Source organism: Kistimonas scapharcae (genome assembly GCF_039540975.1).
GTDB lineage: Bacteria > Pseudomonadota > Gammaproteobacteria > Pseudomonadales > Endozoicomonadaceae > Kistimonas > Kistimonas scapharcae.
Window position 1 is genome coordinate 1 of sequence record NZ_BAABFL010000450.1, and the last position, 18195, is coordinate 18195.

Consider the following 18195-nt stretch of genomic DNA (forward strand, 5'->3'; position numbering starts at 1 on the left):
TCATTGATTACTCACTGACCACCCCCTGTTTAAGTTGGAAATTTCAGAAGAGGCGACAACTATGCTGGCACAGGGGGGTAGCAGCCTGGACTGTAACGGGGGCACGAATACCAAGGTTCGCATTGTTGTTCTCGATGGCTGGATCGCCAATAAACCGGCCGGTGTGTATACCGGCACGCTTTATCTCACCGTTGAGCCAGGTTGAGGTTAAGCCGGTCTTGTAACAGGGGATTGAATGTCGTGAAGAAATGTTTGTTTTAGTGAGGTGGCTGGGGGAAGTGTCATTGGGATGTGTTAAGGGTGTCAGGGTTATGCAGGTATGCCGTATGCACTATCGTGTCAAAGTGTCGCTTATTGTGAATTTATGTGACAGATAATGATAGTTTCCATCTTGTGACCTGCGTCACAAGATGGAAGAATGATGTGTAAGGGAAAATACATATTTCCAACATTTGGATGTAACAAGAACAGCAAGGTGAAGAGGGTGAAACGATGAAAAAAGGGTTGAAGCTAGGGGCTGTTGCTGCTGTTTTGCTGGGTGCAATGAGTAGCCAGGTGTATGCGCTGGACTGTGATGGTTCGACTACATGTGCCTTGGATACGACATCAACTGGTAATTTTGATATCACATATATCAAAGGTTCTCTCGCGAGAATATGGGGCTTAAGCGACCTTGCTATGACGGATACTCATCTTGCAGGCGCAGAAAAAACACAGGATATTTGTGTTTTTTCTAACAAAGCAGTGGATTCAAATACGTATGAGTTAGAAGTTACAAGTGCTAATGACTTTACCCTTACCGATGGTACTGGGGGAGGTGCGGCCGCAATTGCTTACAAGCTTAAAGTAGAGGGCATAGGCTCAGCATCAGGAACGCTCGATGAAACCGATGCTGTTGGTGCCAACAAGCTAGTTGCGAGTGATATGGAAGCGGGGCCATTGGCTCAGCAGCCAGATCCTAGTCTTGCATGTGCTAATCAAAATGCCAGAATTTCACTCTGGTTCACTTCAGCACCGAGTCTATCATCTGGAGCCTATAGCGATACCATCACCATGCTTGTTACTCCTCAGTAATGCAATGGGTTGATTGCTGAAACTTTGTTGGTGAAGAGCGAATAAGTTTCAGCAGCATTGAGTGGCTTTTACTGCTGCCTGATTTGTGTGAGGCCAGTTCGCTATTTGTCTTATCACTAAATAAAAGACCACTGTTTTGAGAGTGGTCTTTTAATTTCTAGCTGGAAACGGCTTTTCTTTGGCTGATGTTGGCTGGATTATTGGTTTGTGTTGGCTCGATCTAGGGTTTTTATGATTAAACCGCAGATAAAAAGACAGTTTGTTGGGAGTTTATTCCCAGTCTGTCTATTGTCTGCGGTTTATCTATCGCCAGCAGTTGCTAAAGTTCCAGTCTTTCTTGCCATGAATGATGCTCCTGCGGGCTTTGAAGATCTGGCTGCCCCGCAGCGATCTCTGATTGATATTTACTATGGCAATCGTTATCTGACCTCCCAGATTGCGACGTTCAGCCCGCAGATGATTCGTCTGTCAGATCCTGCGGCAGTCGTGCGCTTGATCGGTAACATCAATGACCCTTCGCTGATTGAAGTTACCCTGAGCGGTGAGCTGGAAACGCATAGCAGCGATGTGTGTCCAACCAATGACTCCAAAAACTGTGGCCTGCTGGATCCTGTTGTAGCAGGCGTTATTTTCGATGAAAACCGCTTCCGTCTGGATGTTTTCGTTAACCGTCGTTTCCTGCTGACCCGGGATGCGGAAGTGCGTAAATACCTGCCGCCGTCGGATGCCGGACTGTCTTTGCTGCAAAACGTCAGTGGGGCGTGGTCCGGCTCGGATGCAGCGGATAGTGACGATGACTACACGCTCAGTGGTCTGAGCCAGTTCGCGTATCGTGAAAACAGCGTCTATTTCAACTGGGATTACACCAAAAACCAACATTTTCAGGTTAATGACCTCTACGGACGCCGTAACTTTGAAGGGGTTGAGTACAATGCGGGGATCGTTGGTAGCAGTGCCTTTGGTCTCAGTTTTACCTCTGACCGTACCTTGTTAGGTACGCGGATCGCTTCCTCGGATAACACCCGTGAAGATACGGACTACACCGGTGGCACACCGCTGGATGTGTTTCTGCCGACCCGGGGACGTGTCGAAATCCGCCGGGATGATCGCCTGATCACCTCCTACTTCTTTGAGGCGGGTAGCCAGCAGCTGGATACGTCGGCCTTTCCTTCCGGTGCATACGATATCGAGATACGTATTCTGGATGAGGGCGGTAATGTGATCAGCCAGGAAACCCGCTTCTTTGCCAAACAGTTTCAGCTCCCGCCGGAAGGGGAGTGGCAGTATTTTGCAGAAACTGGGCGCGTGCTGGATAGAAGCAGCGGCGATACGCTGCCGTCCTCCACAGAACAATGGTTAACTCGTGCCGGCGTCAGTCGCCGTTTGGCCGATACCCTGGCAGGTACTGTCGCCATGGCGGCGACCAATGATGACAGTCTGGTGGAACTGGGGCTTTTCAACCTCGGTTACCTGTATGAACTCTCGCCCTCGGTGATGCTGGCCAATAACGGTGACTATGGTTTTAACCTGATTACTCGCCTCCGTTATGGGCAGGTTTCTACCAATGCCAGTTATCGTCGTCTCTGGAAAGATGACGATACGGCCATCACAACAGAAGATGAGACCGATCGTCCTTCTTTGCTGGGCAGCGGCTTTGAACAGAGCAATGTCTCTGTCAGTTTTCCTTTTATCACCGGTACCATGAGCTATCGCTACAGTGATAGTCGGCAGGATGATGGCGACACAACGCGTACACATGCCGTGGATTACCGGGTCAATATGTTCCGCACTTCGGATTACAATATTGATATGAGCCTGGGGCTCAGCCGTTCCGGTGATACGGATGTTGCCCTGATGAGCTTTGAATTCCGCCTGCGTGATGATCGCTGGACGTGGCGCGCCACGCCACGGGCGGAATACCGCGACACGGCCGGTGATATCGACCGCACAGAAAACCTGCGCCTTGCGGCCAGCTGGGATGATCGTGAGCTGTTTGACAGCACAGTGCGTGCCGATATCGGCGCTGAAGCCGGCTCAGGTGACGAACGTTATGATGCCCGTTTACAGGTCGGAAACAGCTGGGGCCGCGGTGATCTGAACCTGAATCATGTCAGTGGCGAGACCGACTCCACCACCTCCTATTCTGCCAGCTTCAGCACCAGCTTCCTCACAGATGGAGATAACCTTGCGGTTGGTGGTGAGCGCCAGGCTGAGAGTGCGCTGGTCGTGAATGTCGACGGTAATGAAGGGGATATTTTCGATGTGAAGATTGACGGCCAGCGTCGTGGTTATGCTGTCGTCGGAAGACCCTCGGTGATTCCGCTGTCTCCCTATCGCCAGTACCGGATCAGTTTAAGCCCGAGTGCGTCCACCCTGTACGATTTTGATGAGCGTGAGCGGAGCGTAACCTTGTATCCGGGTAACGTAGTCTCAATGGATTACGAAGCCATTGCCCTGAAACTGCTGTTTGGTCGCCTGCTGTTTGGTGGTGAGCCTTTAATCGATGCCCGTATCAATGGTGGGCTGTATCCGGCTCAGTCCGATGACATGGGGCTGTTCCAGCTGGAAAGCCGTGCTGATACCGGCAACATCAACGTTGAGCTGGATAACGGTTGGCTTTGCAGCGTGCCCGTCCCGACGCCCGACAGCGGTTATGTGCAGCAGATGGGTTCCATTGATCTGGCGAAAGCTGATTGTTCGCCGGTGCTGGAAGGGCAGATGGCCATTACTAAAAATGAGGTTGAGCCTGCCGTTGTGCAGTAGGATTGAATGCAGGGTTGGCTGTATCTCTCTTGTTTGCAAAATGATTTTCGCCAACGGCATGGTGCTTTGACGAATTGTCATGTATATGTCGCCGCTGTAAGTGAATAACACCAAACACTGGTTTTGCTGTTGATCACCCTTATTGTTCCTCTTGCATGATGTCAGAGTTGTATGCGTATCTTCCTGTGCCTGTTGCTGACGGTTTTCTCCCTACCTGGAATGGCCTGGTTCAATATCGGTGAGTCTGTTTACACCTTTGATCTGGGGACCTGGGATGAGGGCGATCTGGAGGGTGTGATTCCCTTCAGCCTGCAGTCGTGTTATGGCTGGGGATCCTGCTGGTGGCCATACAGTGGTGAAGATTATTACCTGCGGGCCTCTGATTTTGGCTTTACCCGTGACACGGGTGTCGTGGATCCGAACCTTAAGCTGGTCAGTGTCCTGTTTTCACAGGGCGGCAATACGGTGACAGACCTTGCCGATGGCAATGATCACGGGAGTTTTGTTCCCGGCACGCGATACCCGGTGGATGCCGAGCTTCGGATTAAAGTGGCTGCAATGGCGTTGGATAGCGCCTTGCCCGGTACCTACAGCGCAAAAATGAATTTGAGAGGATGGGAATCCAACCTGATATCCAGTGAAGATAGCGCCCGGTTTGATGTTGACCTGAAGATTCCTTCCAGGGTCAGGATCTCTGGTCTTGAGGACATTGCGCTGTCCAGTGACGGGGAAAAGGATATCGACAGCGGTTATCGCCCCTTCTGTGTTTTCAGTCAGGGAGGAAGTGTCTTCAGGCTTCGTGCCTGGGGGGAGAAGGGAGGCTTCTCACTGAAAGGTCCGGACACGGCATCCATCGCTTATGAGGTTCATATACGTGCGACAAGTGCTCCGAGAAACCGGCGGGTGATAGTGCCTTATCAGGACTATGACGTCTGGAATGGCGCGTTGAGCCGAACCTGTCTTGATGGCGATAACATGGAGGTGAAGGCTGTCGTGAAGCAGGGGGAGCAGTCCGGCAAGCCGACGGGGGTTTATACCGATACGGTGACCATCGAAGTCGAGGCAATTTGAGTCTGTTGCAGGCAGATACGTTGCGCGGTTTCGTTTTGCCTTCACTTCATTCTGTAGTGCGTTAATTACGCAGAAGCGACATTTTAATAGGACGGTGCGTCACCTTTTGTAAAGTCCTCTGATCGAAAGTGGTGTGTTGTTTGTGAATCCTGTTCTTTGTAAAGATTTTCATCATTACGATTAAACTTTTATTGAGGTTATTACGGTTTTTGACGATAGGCTCGCGGAATGTAGCAGGATAGGATGCTGCCTATTAATGTAAATAACTGTCAATAAAGAGTAAGTGGGGCTGAGTGATGACTAAGATAACTGAGAGGATAAAAGCGGTTCTTCTTACCGCGCTCTTAACGACGGCGGCCACCGCCAATGCCGATGTGCTGGAAAGTCACATGAGTGCGTGGCTGGTCAAGCAGCAAGAGAATAAAGAAGTCCTGAAGCCGGCGGGTGAAGCCGGGCCGGGGGATATTATTGAATACCGGATGACCTACAAGAATACACAGGCATCCCCACTATCCGCTTTAACCATCTCTGTCCCGGTGCCGGACAATACAGCGTATGTCGCTGCGTCCGCAACAACACCGGTAAAAAGCCAGTTTGAAGCCAGCATCGACGGCGGCAAAACCTGGGAGCATGAACCCATCAAGCGGCTAAGAAAAACCGCAGAGGGCAAGCTACGGATGACGGATATTCCGGTTTCGGAATACACCAATATCCGCTGGCTGGCAGAGAATCCCATCCAGCCTGCAGAGCAACAGGCATTCACGTACCGGGTTCAGGTGAAATAACCACGTTTTACACCCTGAATCCGGGTGAGTCAGCCGCTCTGTTAAGGAACCATTCAGCTTACATCGATTTAATGAAGGCGTAGACGACCCGTTTGCGCCTGGTGGAGCTGTTTGCCTGATACATGATGAATGTTTTTCTGAACCTGCCTTTTTTCAAAGGTGCGGGTGGCTGCTTATACGCTGAAAGACCGCCGGTGAATGGCCGTCATGACAGGTCAGTCGTTACATACTGCGCCTTGCGTGGGATGGCATGTCGTAGAAACGATCAGCGTACTGAATTTTTTAATAACCAACTGATGATCTGATCTTTCGAGAGGATAGAAAACCTGATGTATCGACCGATTCAGCGACAATGGCTCGGCATATGGGCATTTGCCCTGTTGCTGGTGGGACTGTTTCATGCCATGACGGCACAGGCCGGGATGACCCTGGCCGGCACAGTGATCAAGAATCTGGCAACCGTGAGTTACCAGGATGCGGCCGGTAATAAGTACCAGGCGACATCCAATGAATCCATTGTCACCGTGGCAGAAGTTTATGCCGCTGAGCTGCAGCAGACTCAAACCCAGAATGGTGCTGCAGGGCAGACGGTGTACTTTCCTCACCGTTTGATCAATAACGGTAACGCAGAAGACAGCTTTACACTCTCCTTGAATGAACTGAAGAACATTCAGTCAGACAAATTGACCATTTACCGTGATGTGAATGGTGATGGTTTACCGAATGCAGGTGAGCCTGTTTTGGGGAGCAATGAGAAGGTGTTTGTTGCGCCAGGGGATAAGGTTAACCTGGTCGTAGCGGCTGTGTTGCCTGTAAGTGTTGATGTCAGTAAGGCACCTTCATTCAAACTGAAGGCGACACCTGATAAGCGTACGCCCTCAGCTGAGGAAGCAACGCGTCTTGAAAACGAAGATACTATCAATATTGTTGATGGGCCTGTTCTGGTAGCTACCAAAGAGATTCGTGCTCATGAACCAGCTACTGATAGCGGGCCAGGCTCTGTCACCTACAAAATTACCATCCGAAATAATGGTTCAGATCTGACGAAGGCAGATAAAGCTTATATCAAAGACCCTTTGTCTTCATGGTTGACTGTAGCAGAGGGTACTGTAGGAACAGGCAATACTGGTATTGATGCTGCGTTTATTGATTCTCGTCTAGACGCGAGTAGCTTTGTTGTGACAAAGCTGGGAACGTCAGTGACCACTCCTTACGCCCATGACCACGATTTCAGAATTAATATTAATGAATTGCGGGCTGGTAGTACTGTCGCACTAGAATATACCGTCAAATACAGCAAAGCAGGCTTTAGTGCTGGAGACCTGCTGCAGAACATAGCCTCTGTTATTCATGGCGCCCAAGGCGAAACAACGGTCAAAACAAATATGACAACCGTTAAGTTGCCTCAGTTCTATGGAGTTGAAGCACATGACCGTACCGGTGCTGATTCTAACCATAGTCATCAAACCCCTGATTCTGACATTGTGGATGCCATTGCCAAGGGCGAAGTGGCCGAGTTCCGCGTGTTGATCAAAAATACCGGTAACGGCTCTGATCGTTTTAACCTGAGTATTGATCAACAAGGTAACTCGTTCCCTCAAGGTACGACATTCTCGTACTGGGACAGTATTGGTGCCGTTCAATACACCGATGAAAAAACACCTGTCCTTGGGCGTGACCAGAGCACTATGGTGACCATCAAGGCAAAACTGCCTGGCAGTGTTACGGCGGGTTCTCACAATTATCAGGCAACGCTTCAGGCAACATCTGTTGTAGATACTGAGAAGCATGACTCTGTCATTCTGAAGCTGGTTGAAATTACCGATACCCGGTATGGCGTGGATATTTCCTACGCAGTGAAAACAACAGATGGTGCAGATGAGAATCCTTACGGCTCAGCTACTGAACTGGATGGTGTTAATAAGCAGATAGTCAGTGCTGGCAAGTCTGGTACCTACAAGCTGTGGGTGCGTAATGAATCTACAAAGCCACAGTCATTTGCACTGTCAGCACATAAGTCCGTTGCCGATAAGGGCCCTAACAACTATGACCAGCCAGTCGCTTTGCCTGACGGGTGGAAAGTGGTCTTCCTGAAAAATGGGTTGCCGGTTAATACAACGGGTTACATTCAACCCAAGCAGTCTATGGAATTTGAGGTTCTAGTAACGCTTCCAGCCAATACGTCCGTGGATACGCATGAGTTTGCAGTTCTTGCCCAGGCTCAGGATGGGACTAAGGTTATCAATGATGCCGTCAAGTACTTTGTTGAAGTGCCTGTCACGGGCAAGCTGACCTTAACGCCAGATGGTCAAAATCAGATTGAACCAGGCGGCGCTGTTTTCTATGAGCATATTCTCGAGAATACCAGTAATCAGGATCTTACCGGGATTACTCTCTCAGGAGCTCGTACACCTGCTGACAATAATTGGAGTCATGTGTTCTTTAATGTGGCTGATGGGGGGGCACTGGGTGATCAGATAAGCCACTTAGAGCTCTCACAACTCTCTCTTAAGGCAGGCGAGCGAAAAGTATTCCGAGTAAAAGTCATTGCTCCGGCTAATGCTGTGGCAGGTAGCATCGATACTCTTAATCTGACAGCTATCTATCAGCTGGCTGGTGAAACGAAAACTGCCACCGCGACGGATCGGACGACCGTCATCAAAGGGCAGCTGCGCCTTTATAAGAAAGCGGCCATTCTCGATTCATGTAAGGGCGATCCCGCTGTCTTTAAGGAGAATCCCGGAAAGGTTGAGCCAGGTAAAGACTGTGTTGTGTGGCAGATCATTGCTCGCAACGAGGGCGATGCTGAAGCCACGCAGGTCACTATCCGTGATGCCGCACCAGAATTTACAACATTGGTTGATGGTTCCTGGGTAGTGCGTGGAGCTGATGCGAATTTGGCTGCAGGAAACACAACCTCTGGTGACGTTGTCTTTAACGTCGGCGAAGGGGCTAAGCCAGCAACTACCGAACCCGGTAAAGGTGGCATCCTGAAACCCGGCGAATCCGTCGAGGTCCGTTTCACCGTCAAAGTGAACTGATTTCCTTTTTTATAACTCCGTCTTCCGCTGCTCTTTGGAGCAGCGGCAGGCTCTCTCTGTCCTTTGAAAACCGTCGCAAGACGGCAGAGGCCAGAGAAAGCCCGAAAGAACCTTGTGTATTGACGCTGTTGCACCGGAAACCTGATGCTGTTTAAGCCGTACCGAATGACCCTTTTGCTGATGATGGCCATGCTCTGTCTTGTGACAGCGCGTGCGGCCTGCGCGCTGGCGCCAGCGGGAACGGTGATTCTCAATCAGGCCGAAGCCGCTTATTTTGATACCGAGCTGGGTCAGCCGGTAAAAGTGCTCTCCAACCCGTCGACGGTTCGGGTCGCTGCGGTTCATGTCCCGGTGTTGTCCCAGGATCAGCAGGTACAGACGGCGCCGGGTACGACGGTGTCGTTTATTCACCATGTCTTCAACCGGGGCAATATTGAAGACAGTTACCGCCTGGACGTCACCGCCTGTGTGACAGGTAGCGCATCCTGTGATGTCGGCGGGCGGATCACCATTCTGGGGGTATTTTCCTATGATGACCGTCTGCCCACCCCCGAGGAAAGCCCAATCCACACGACAGACATGATGAAGCCGGGCGAAAGCCGCGCCCTGATTGTCATGGCCAGGGTGTCGGCTACAGTGGCAGCTAACGACAGTTTTACACTGTCAGTATCCGCTCGCTCGGAAGCTGATGATCATAAAGTCAGTACCAATCATGACCGTATTACCGCGGGGCGTCAGTCTGTCCTGATTCGAAAGAACAGCCTGCAGTCTATTACTGACCCCCGTTATAGCGATATTGGTGATATTCATTATGACCTCTCCCTGACCAATAATGGCGATATCGCGTTACCCGAGCGCACGCTGGTAGTGGATGGTCAGGAGCAGCAGGGCATCCTGCTGGAAGATCGCATTCCCGCCAATACCCGTCTGTCGCGGGTGGACGATGATTATGCACCACGTCAGGCTCATCCGGTGGTTCGACTGCCGAATGGGCGCTGGGTCCGTTACGATAGCCCGGACTATGATCCGACAGACATCACACGTGTTGGACTTCTACTGCCTGCCAGTGCCTTTCAGCCCGGTATGTCTGCCCGGCTGGGATTCAATGTCATTATCAATCAATTAACCGTGACGACTGTCATTCGTAACCGGGCCGGTATTGATACGGAGGGTGACGGACGTTATGACTTTGAGAGTAATGAGACTGCCGACAAAATCCGGCCGGGCTACCACGTGAATGGAGGGGATCCGCGTGTAATGTTCATGGAGCCCCGTGACCGTCATGTAGACCCAACCTTTGATAGCTCCTTCCAGGCGTCAACACACTATTTCTTGCCGGATCATATTGAAGGGGGCGCGCACGTTCATGAGGATGTTTTTGTCACTTTCAAAGCACCCCATTTAAATACCACGACAGAAGAAGATGAAATTGTCGAGGTGTTGGTGGTTTCCGGTAAAACCGGTGACCGGGTCCGGGTGTTGCTGCGTGAGACCGGTGTGAATACCGGCGAGTTTCGCAGTGTATCCCCTCTCAGGCTCAGTACCAGTGAATCTGGCAGCAACCAGTTGTGTACAACCCCGAGCCAGCAACCGGACTATTCTCAGCCTGCACCAGTCTGTCGTTTAAAATCCATGGCAGGGGATCGCATCAAAGTCTCGTACCATGATAGCGAACACTATAAGACTTACAGCCGTGAGGCGAATGTCAGCACCATCGGCCTGGTGTTTGACAGTGGAACCTTGGCTCCTGTCAAAGGCGCCAAGGTGGCTTTTTACGATATTGATGATCAACCAGCCGTAGATCCGGTCAGCGGTTCACTCCTGCCTGCCAGCGTGACCGATGATAAAGGTCATTACCTCTATCCCCGTTTGCAGGAGGGGATGTACTACATCCAGGTAGATCCACCATCAAACTCCGGCTATCAGTTTCCATCCAGTACAGAACCGGAGAGCTATTCGGGATTACATGTGGTCAAGGCATCCTATGGAAAAGCGGGGCACCCCAGAACGATAGAGGAAACAGGGCGTGTACAGGCGTATTCCGCAAGAATGCTTCCCGTTCCGGAGGGGGCATTTCCCTTCACGAGCAACGAACCACTGCAGGGCTTTGATGTGCCTCTGGATGCTGGTGGCTCTGTTGGTAACCAGTCTCTGACCCTGGATAAGGCTGCGCTGCAGAATACCGTCGCCCCGGGTGAGATGGTCGGTTATAAGCTGATCGTCACCAATAATGCAAAACAGTCACTTTACAACCTCCGTATTCATGATCGTTTACCCTACGGCTTCAAGTATGCCCGCGGCAGCGTCCGTATCAACGGGCAACCGGCGGCGGAACCGGAAGGTGTGCCAGGCCCTGAACTGACGTTTGTTCTGAACCAGAGTCAGCTTCGGGAGCTGGCGCCACAGCAGCAATGGGAAATCACTTACGTTCTCAAGGCGGGCGCCGGTGCCGTAGATGGTGACGGTATCAACACGGCATGGGGTGAAGGTCGCGATATGAGCGGGCTGTCGGTCAGGTCCAATGACGCCCGTGCGCAGGTGACGGTTCAGATGGATGGCGTGCTGTCAGACAAGGCGATCCTGTTCGGTAAGCTGTACGTGGATGGCAACGGCAATGGCATCCAGGATGAGGGGGAATGGCCGCTTGGTGGTGTCCGGTTGTACATGGAAGATGGTACCTGGGTGATCACCGATGAAAACGGCCAATACAGCCTGATGGGACTGAAGCCGGGCACTCACGTCCTCAAGGTAGATCCCGTAACCCTGCCGGACGGCCTGGTGCTCAAACCGCTGGATAACCGCAACGGTGCAGACGGCAACAGCCGTTTTGTTGATCTCTCCCCCGGTGATTTCCACCGTGCCGATTTTGCGGCGCAATGCCCGGAAAAGGATGCCAAGGCAATTTTCGCCCAGATCAAGGCCCGTAATGCCTCCATCAATGGTGATTGGCTGCTGGACGAAGCGGCGCAGTATAGCCGCAGCAGCCACAATGCCGAGCAGGCGGACAACATTGGTGATTTGTCGAACGGTGTCGTTCGGGGCCCTAAGAAGACTGACAGTGATACCGCGTCGTCACCCTCTGCCCAATCCGTATCTACTGCCGGAAAGACGCCTGATACTGTAGAGCCATTAGCCAAAATGCCACCGGCAAAAGAGGCAGTCTCGTCTATTACCCGTCAGCAGGCTGTGGATGGCACCTGGCTCTGGCCTGAGGGCACACAGGCGGATGGCCGTTTTATGGTGGTGGTTCGGGCCGGTGTCACGCCAACGTTGTACGTTAATGATCAACCTGTGGGCGCAGATCGCCTGGGCGAACAATTGATGAATAACCGTGAGCAGGCCCAGTTGCTGGCCTGGTACGGCGTGCCCATGAAGGAAGGGGAAAATCACCTGGAAGTACGGGCGACGGATTTCTTTGGCAATGAACGGGTACTGGCGAAAGGCGTATTCAACAATGCCGGTCTGGCTGAGCGCCTGGTGCTGGAACCCGCGCGGGATACACTGCCTGCGGATGAAGGCCGAAGCCTGTTGCCGGTCAAGGTGCGGCTGCTGGACCGCAATGGTCTGCCGGCCCGCGGCGTCTATTTCGTGACTCTGGACAGCAGTGCCGGCCAATGGCAGGAAAAAGACGTTCAGGACCAGGAACCCGGTCACCAGATCCGTATTGAGCAGGGCGAGGCGCTGGTGCATTTACGCTCCGGTGCGACAGCCGGTCCCGTCAAGCTTCGTGCTTCTACTAATGACCTGAAAGCCGATGCAGAAGTTACCCAGATCGCCGCGCCGCGCCCGCTGGTTGCCGTTGGTCTGGTGGATATCTCCGCCAGCAAGGGGAAGGTTAACAGCAAAGGGCGAACGCCTTCCGAGATTGATGGTATTACTGATGGCTTTGATACCAGCAAGCGCACGGCGTTTTTCGTCAAGGGTGAAGTGGCAAAGGAAACCCAGCTGACCCTGTCGTACGACAGTGATAAAGACAAGGATCAGGAACTGTTCCGTGATGTGGATCCGGATGACTACTACCCCATCACCGGTGATGCCAGCCAGAAAGGCTATGAAGCCCAGAGCCGCAGCAAGCTGTATGCGAAGCTGGAAAAGGGTCGCAGCAGTATCATGTGGGGAGACTACCAGACAGACAGCAATGCCCCTGAACAGGACCTTGCCCGTATCCAGCGCACCCTGACCGGCATCAACGCCATTTACGATGACGGTATCACCCGCCTGCAGGGCTTCGGTGCACGTCCTGAGGATATGCACCGCAGCGAGATCATCATGCCGGATGGTACGGCCATGAACTACCGCCTGCAGGGGGCGCCGATTGTGCGTAACAGTGACGTGGTGGTGCTGGAAGTCTGGAGTCGTGACAACCCCGGCCTGATGCTCAGCACCGAAACCCTGAGCCGGGGGCGGGATTATACCCTGGATGAGTTCAGCGGCTACCTGAAGTTCAGTGAGCCTATGCACCGCCAGGATGAGAAGGGTAACCCTCAGCGCATCCGGGTCAGCTATGACGTTGAAGGTGACGGAACCGCCTACACCGTTGCAGGTGTTCGCGCTGAACAGAAACTGAACGACCAGGTGCGTGTGGGTGTGAGCCATACCCGCGATGAACACAAGACTGAAGGCAAGAACATCAGTGGCGCCTGGGTCGAGTACAAACCTACCGAGAAAACAACGGTTACGGTCTCCGGTGCAACCCTGGACAAGACAGGCAAGCCGGAAACTACGAGCACGACCGATCAGACAACAACACCAGACCATGGCAATGCCTACCGCGTGAAGATTAACCAGCAATGGACGTCTAATGGTGAGACAGAGCTGACCTGGGCGCGGGCGGATGCCGGTTATGACAACTCTGCGGGCGGTGTGTCCAGTGGGCGTGAGGAAAGTCGCCTTGAGCACAAGCAGCGCTTGAACGACAGTCTGGATCTGCGGGCTGAAGCGGAAACCAGCCGTAGTCTCGATAACAGTACTAATAGCAGTGGCAGTGGAGAGGGCAGTAGTGTCGGACTTAGTTTTGACAAGCGCCTGCCAGATGCCTGGACACTGACCGGTGGTAGCCGCTATATCAGCCAGAAAGGGGATGAAGACGCACAGTATGCCACCGGATTGGTCGGTGTCGGCAAGCAATATCAGCTGCTGGGCAAGAATGCGTCCACTAATATTGAGTATGAGCACGCCCTGACCAATGCCCGTTGGCGCACGGTCATGGAAAGTGACTGGCAGGTACATGAGAAAGTCAGTCTGTATGGCCGATATGAACGGGATGAAAATCTGAGCCCGGTCAGCAACGGTGAAGACCGCAACAGCTTTGCCCTGGGGGTAAAGAGTGACTGGCTGCCCAATACCCGGACCTATTCGGAATACCGCATGCGTGGCGCAACCGATGGCGGCAATCTGGAGTGGGTCAATGGCGCCGATACCCGTCTGGAAATAGAAAAGGGTCTCTCATTGACGCCCAGCGTTGAGTGGATCCAGACCGTGCACGAGAAAAACAAGGATAACCGGAATGATGGTTTGGCCTTGTCACTCGGTATACAGGACAAGCGCCGTAAGAATCAGCGTGCAACGGGCCGGGTGGAATACCGCCATGGCGAACAGCAGAACTACTATGGACTGGATGCGGCGGTCGCCCGACGCCTGGATCTGGACTGGAGTGGCCTGGTGCGGGAAGAGTTTCGTCTGGAGCTGCCCCGTGATAGCGGTAGTCGTACCCTGAAGCACGCCATGACCCTGGGCCTGGCCCGTCGCCCGCGTCTGGATAATCGCCAGCATGGCCTTTACCTCTACCAGTGGAAAGAAGAGCGTGGTGAGAACCCGGCGGATGACCGCACGGTACATCTGATTTCCACCCACCAGAACCGCCAGATTGCCCGTGACCTGGTCTGGTCCGGCCGGATCGGCAGCAAGTGGGTGAAAACGTCACTGGATGACTATCAGTACAGCACCCAGACCTGGGTGGCAGACTCCCGCCTGACCTGGGACATTGACCGCCGCTGGGATATGGATCTCCGTGCTGGTGTGCTTGCGGTCGATGGCATGACCAGCCGGCGCTGGTCAGCGGGTATCGGTGTGCACTACCTGGTTGTCCGCAACCTGCGCGTGGGTGCCTACTACAACGTTGTCGGCTTTACCGATGATGATCTCGACAGCGAAAAATATAATGCCAAAGGGCTTCATTTGAGCCTGCAGTTCAAGTTCGATGAATCCCTGTTTGACTGGTTTGCCTCATGAAACATGCCCTGAACATCCTTACTGCGATTGCTGTTGGCCTGATGGTTTCCGGCTGTGCCACCACCGAGGAGCTCTATGCCCGTTATGACGCGCATCTTTGTGCTGTCACAACGGCAGAAGTCCCAGGCATGCAGTGGTACCCGGTGGTTCAGTTTGCCTTTGATAGCAGTGAGTTGGATGTTGGTGAAAGTGAGCGGCTGATGTCGAATACCGCGTTGCTGAGGCAGTACCCGAACCACCGGGTGGTGGTGCGCGGTTTTACCGATGTACAGGGGGCCAGTCGCTATAACCTGAAACTTTCCAAGCGGCGAGTCATGGCTGTGGCAGAGGTGCTTCAGAAGCAGGGGGTTGCTGCCACGCGAATAAAGACAGACTGGGCAGGCGAAACCTTACCCTTGTCTGGGGGGGATGGAACAGCTCGAGCCCTTGATCGGCGGGTAGAACTGCTGTTGGTGGATGGTGCGGGCAAACCCGTGACTCAACGCATTGTGATGCATGCCGCGACGGGAGATGCCCTGTGAGGCAGCGTCTGCGTAAAGGGTTGAGCCGAACGGGTCTGGTGGCCATGCTCCTGTGGATGGCGGTGGCTGCCTGTATCCTGTCGATGTCCATGGTCGCAGAGGCCGCTACGCCAGCTGGCACTTTGCTCCGCAGCCAGGCCAGCGCTTCGTTTCTGGATGAAAATGGTAGTCGTTTTCAAGTGTCGTCTAATGAGGTGGTTACACGCATTCAGGCTGTGCCTGGTGTTTTACTGGAGCAGAGCCAAACCCGGTTGGTTGTTGCGGACGCTCCCTTTGTTTTACCACATGTTTTGACCAATACCGGTAATGTTTCGACGACATATAGCCTGAGCACATCAGGGCAAAGTGGGATTGTTCTTTATAGAGATCAAAACCATAGTGGTCAGATTGACGGACAGTCCAAATTGAATGGCAATGTTACTTTACCGCCTGGTGAAACGCTGTATTTTTTGGTCAGCGGAAAAGCTTCCCATGTTAATTCACAGCTGACCGTCCGAGCAGAGGTTAAGGATAACAAGTTATGCCTTTTGGACGCGGGAAGGGAACATCGTTGTTTTGATGAAAACATCGATACACTACAACACGCTAAACATCCGATTTACGCTGTAACCAAGCAAATGAAGAACTTGTCCCGGCCGAGTTCCGGGCGGTCAGGGATGCTTTCAGCCACAGTCGGCGATACGGTGGAAGTCATCCTCAGTTATGAGCGTCAGGGGAAAAATGGCAATAGTAAACTTGTGGTGACAGATCAACTGCCCGAAGTTATGGAGTTTGATACTGATTCACCGGTTCAGCGTTGTGCAGAAGATGGACGAGATTGTGAAGCACTTGTTTCACCGATACCTAACAGCAAAGATGGTTATGAGGTCACTCTACCTAACGGGGATATTAAACGAGCGACAGTTAAAGCGCAGTTGACTGGTCATAAAGCGTCTGAGAAAGGACAAATACGATTTTTTGCCACGATAAAGCAAGGTTTCGAAGGGCAGACTCATTTCAACGAAGCGGAATATTTCTCCTGTCGGGGTAGTGGTGGAAAGTCAGAACGTGACAGAAAAAAAGGGAGTTGTGTCGACACTCAAACCAGTAACCGGGTACCCATCACAATTACCGGTCCCGGGGTTACCATCAATGGCAGTCCCTATGACTCAGCGAAAGACCGTGGCGAACCTGTGACGATTCAGACGGCCTCGCCGGGGGGGACCATCGAGTTTATCAACTATGTCTGGAATACGGGTACTGATCCTCAGAACTATACCGTGGCGCTGCTTCCGGATACGGCGAAGTCACAGGTTCCCTTCCCGGCCGGCACTGAATATTGCCTGAGCACGACAGAACAGTGTTCGGCATTCTCCAGCCACCCAACATTGGCTGTGCAGGGTTTGGACGCCGGTAAATCCCGTAAAATCCGGCTCAGGGTGAAGTTGCCGGATACAGTGAACGCGCAGGAAGAGGGTTACTTTGTTTTACTGGAAGCCAGCCTCAGTTCAGACCCGTCCGATCGGAAGGTAAGGGATACAGTGCTGAACCGGTTGGTGCAGATCACTGATTCATCGTCGTCTGTTGATATGACGTATGGACGACCGGTCCAGGGCGACGCCAGTGTCCCCGGCAAGGGACCTGGGCCAGAGAGTGAGCCGGTTAAAACCCTGTCGGGTCAACCCGGGAAAAGCGTCACATTTGATGCGCTCTTTGTGAATAATACCGGCGGCGCGATAGATACCTACAACCTGCAACTGGTTTCTGCCAGTGGCGCCAGCCTGCCGGAAGGTTTTACGGCGCAGTTTGTCAATACAGGCAACCAGCCCACTGCGAATAGCGGCTCAGTCAAAGCCGGGGAGCATGTGCCGTTAAAACTGGTGGTCGGTTTGCCTGCTGCTGCGACGGATGGCAGCCATGATTTTCATGTGGTGGCGGTTTCTCCCGTAACCGGTGCGAAGGATCGCCTTACCGTACGTATCGCAATCAGTGATGACGCGGGGCTGGTGCTTGAGCCCAATGGCGAGGGACAGGTCACACCCGGCAGCTTTATCACGTTTGCGCACCGCTTAACGAATAACAGCAACAATGCGGTGGATAACCTGTCGCTGGTGTTGTCTGATTCACTGAAAAGTCAGGGCTGGCAGTCTGTACTATATCGTGACCTGGATGGCGACGGTGTGCTGTCTGGCAGCGATACGGCGATCAATAGTCCTGTATCCCTGGCAGGGAATAAGACCTTACATCTGCTGGTGAAAGTGTTTGCGCCGGCGAATGCATCCATGGGGATTCGCAACGTGACCACGTTGACCGTTATCGGTGAGGACGGGCAGCGGTTGACGGTGACGGATACGGCTACTGTTAACACCACGAGTGTTGTCATTATCAAGGAACAGGCGCCCTGGGATTGTCTGGCCGCAGTGCCTGTGCAGTTCAGAATAGACGCCTTTCCGGCGCGTCCAGGCACCTGCGTGGTATACCGCCTGACAGCCAGAAATGAAGGCGTGGAAGCGGTGCAGAATGTGGTGATTCACGATGCGGCGCCCAACTTTACCGAATTCTATCCGCACGGTGGTTTGCCGAAGACGACCGGTCGGCAGGTGGTGCAACCCAATGTCAGTGGCACATTAATCAATGCGCAGTGGCCTGAGGGTTTGCAACCCGGTGATTCCGTCTCCCTGATTTTCGCGATCCAGATCCAGTAACCGGCTGTGCCAAGGCAGTATAAGG

At 52.9% G+C, this 18195-nt stretch carries 9 protein-coding genes; all 9 read left to right on the forward strand.

The window, feature by feature from the left end; all coding sequences use genetic code 11:
• The first annotated feature begins 61 nt into the window (after positions 1-61).
• Positions 62-205 carry a hypothetical protein gene (locus ABD892_RS19520; protein ID WP_345197735.1) on the forward strand — a complete coding sequence of 48 codons (144 nt, stop codon included), beginning with the start codon at positions 62-64 and terminating at the stop codon, positions 203-205.
• 287 nt (positions 206-492) lie between these two features.
• On the forward strand, positions 493-1074 hold the full coding sequence (locus tag ABD892_RS19525) for a hypothetical protein (protein ID WP_345197737.1): 582 nt from the start codon (positions 493-495) through the stop codon (positions 1072-1074).
• A gap of 342 nt (positions 1075-1416) precedes the next feature.
• On the forward strand, positions 1417-3837 hold the full coding sequence (locus tag ABD892_RS19530) for a TcfC E-set like domain-containing protein (RefSeq protein ID WP_345197739.1): 2421 nt from the start codon (positions 1417-1419) through the stop codon (positions 3835-3837).
• 171 nt (positions 3838-4008) lie between these two features.
• Complete coding sequence (locus ABD892_RS19535) at positions 4009-4908, forward strand: hypothetical protein (RefSeq protein ID WP_345197740.1); 900 nt, start codon at positions 4009-4011, stop codon at positions 4906-4908.
• 296 nt (positions 4909-5204) lie between these two features.
• The gene (locus ABD892_RS19540; RefSeq protein WP_345197741.1) at positions 5205-5693 is read left to right on the forward strand and encodes a hypothetical protein; all 489 of its coding nucleotides are present in this window, start codon (positions 5205-5207) and stop codon (positions 5691-5693) included.
• A 329-nt stretch (positions 5694-6022) separates the two neighbouring features.
• The gene (locus ABD892_RS19545; protein ID WP_345197742.1) at positions 6023-8734 is read left to right on the forward strand and encodes a COG1470 family protein; all 2712 of its coding nucleotides are present in this window, start codon (positions 6023-6025) and stop codon (positions 8732-8734) included.
• Between the two features lie 144 nt (positions 8735-8878).
• On the forward strand, positions 8879-14965 hold the full coding sequence (locus ABD892_RS19550; RefSeq protein ID WP_345197743.1) for an SdrD B-like domain-containing protein: 6087 nt from the start codon (positions 8879-8881) through the stop codon (positions 14963-14965).
• On the forward strand, positions 14962-15486 hold the full coding sequence (locus tag ABD892_RS19555; protein WP_345197744.1) for an OmpA family protein: 525 nt from the start codon (positions 14962-14964) through the stop codon (positions 15484-15486). Before ABD892_RS19550 ends, ABD892_RS19555 begins: the two co-directional genes overlap by 4 nt.
• Positions 15483-18170: a COG1470 family protein gene (locus ABD892_RS19560; RefSeq protein ID WP_345197746.1), complete on the forward strand. Its 2688-nt coding sequence runs from the start codon at positions 15483-15485 to the stop codon at positions 18168-18170. The genes ABD892_RS19555 and ABD892_RS19560 overlap by 4 nt, the downstream gene beginning before the upstream one ends.
• The last annotated feature ends 25 nt before the right edge of the window (positions 18171-18195 follow it).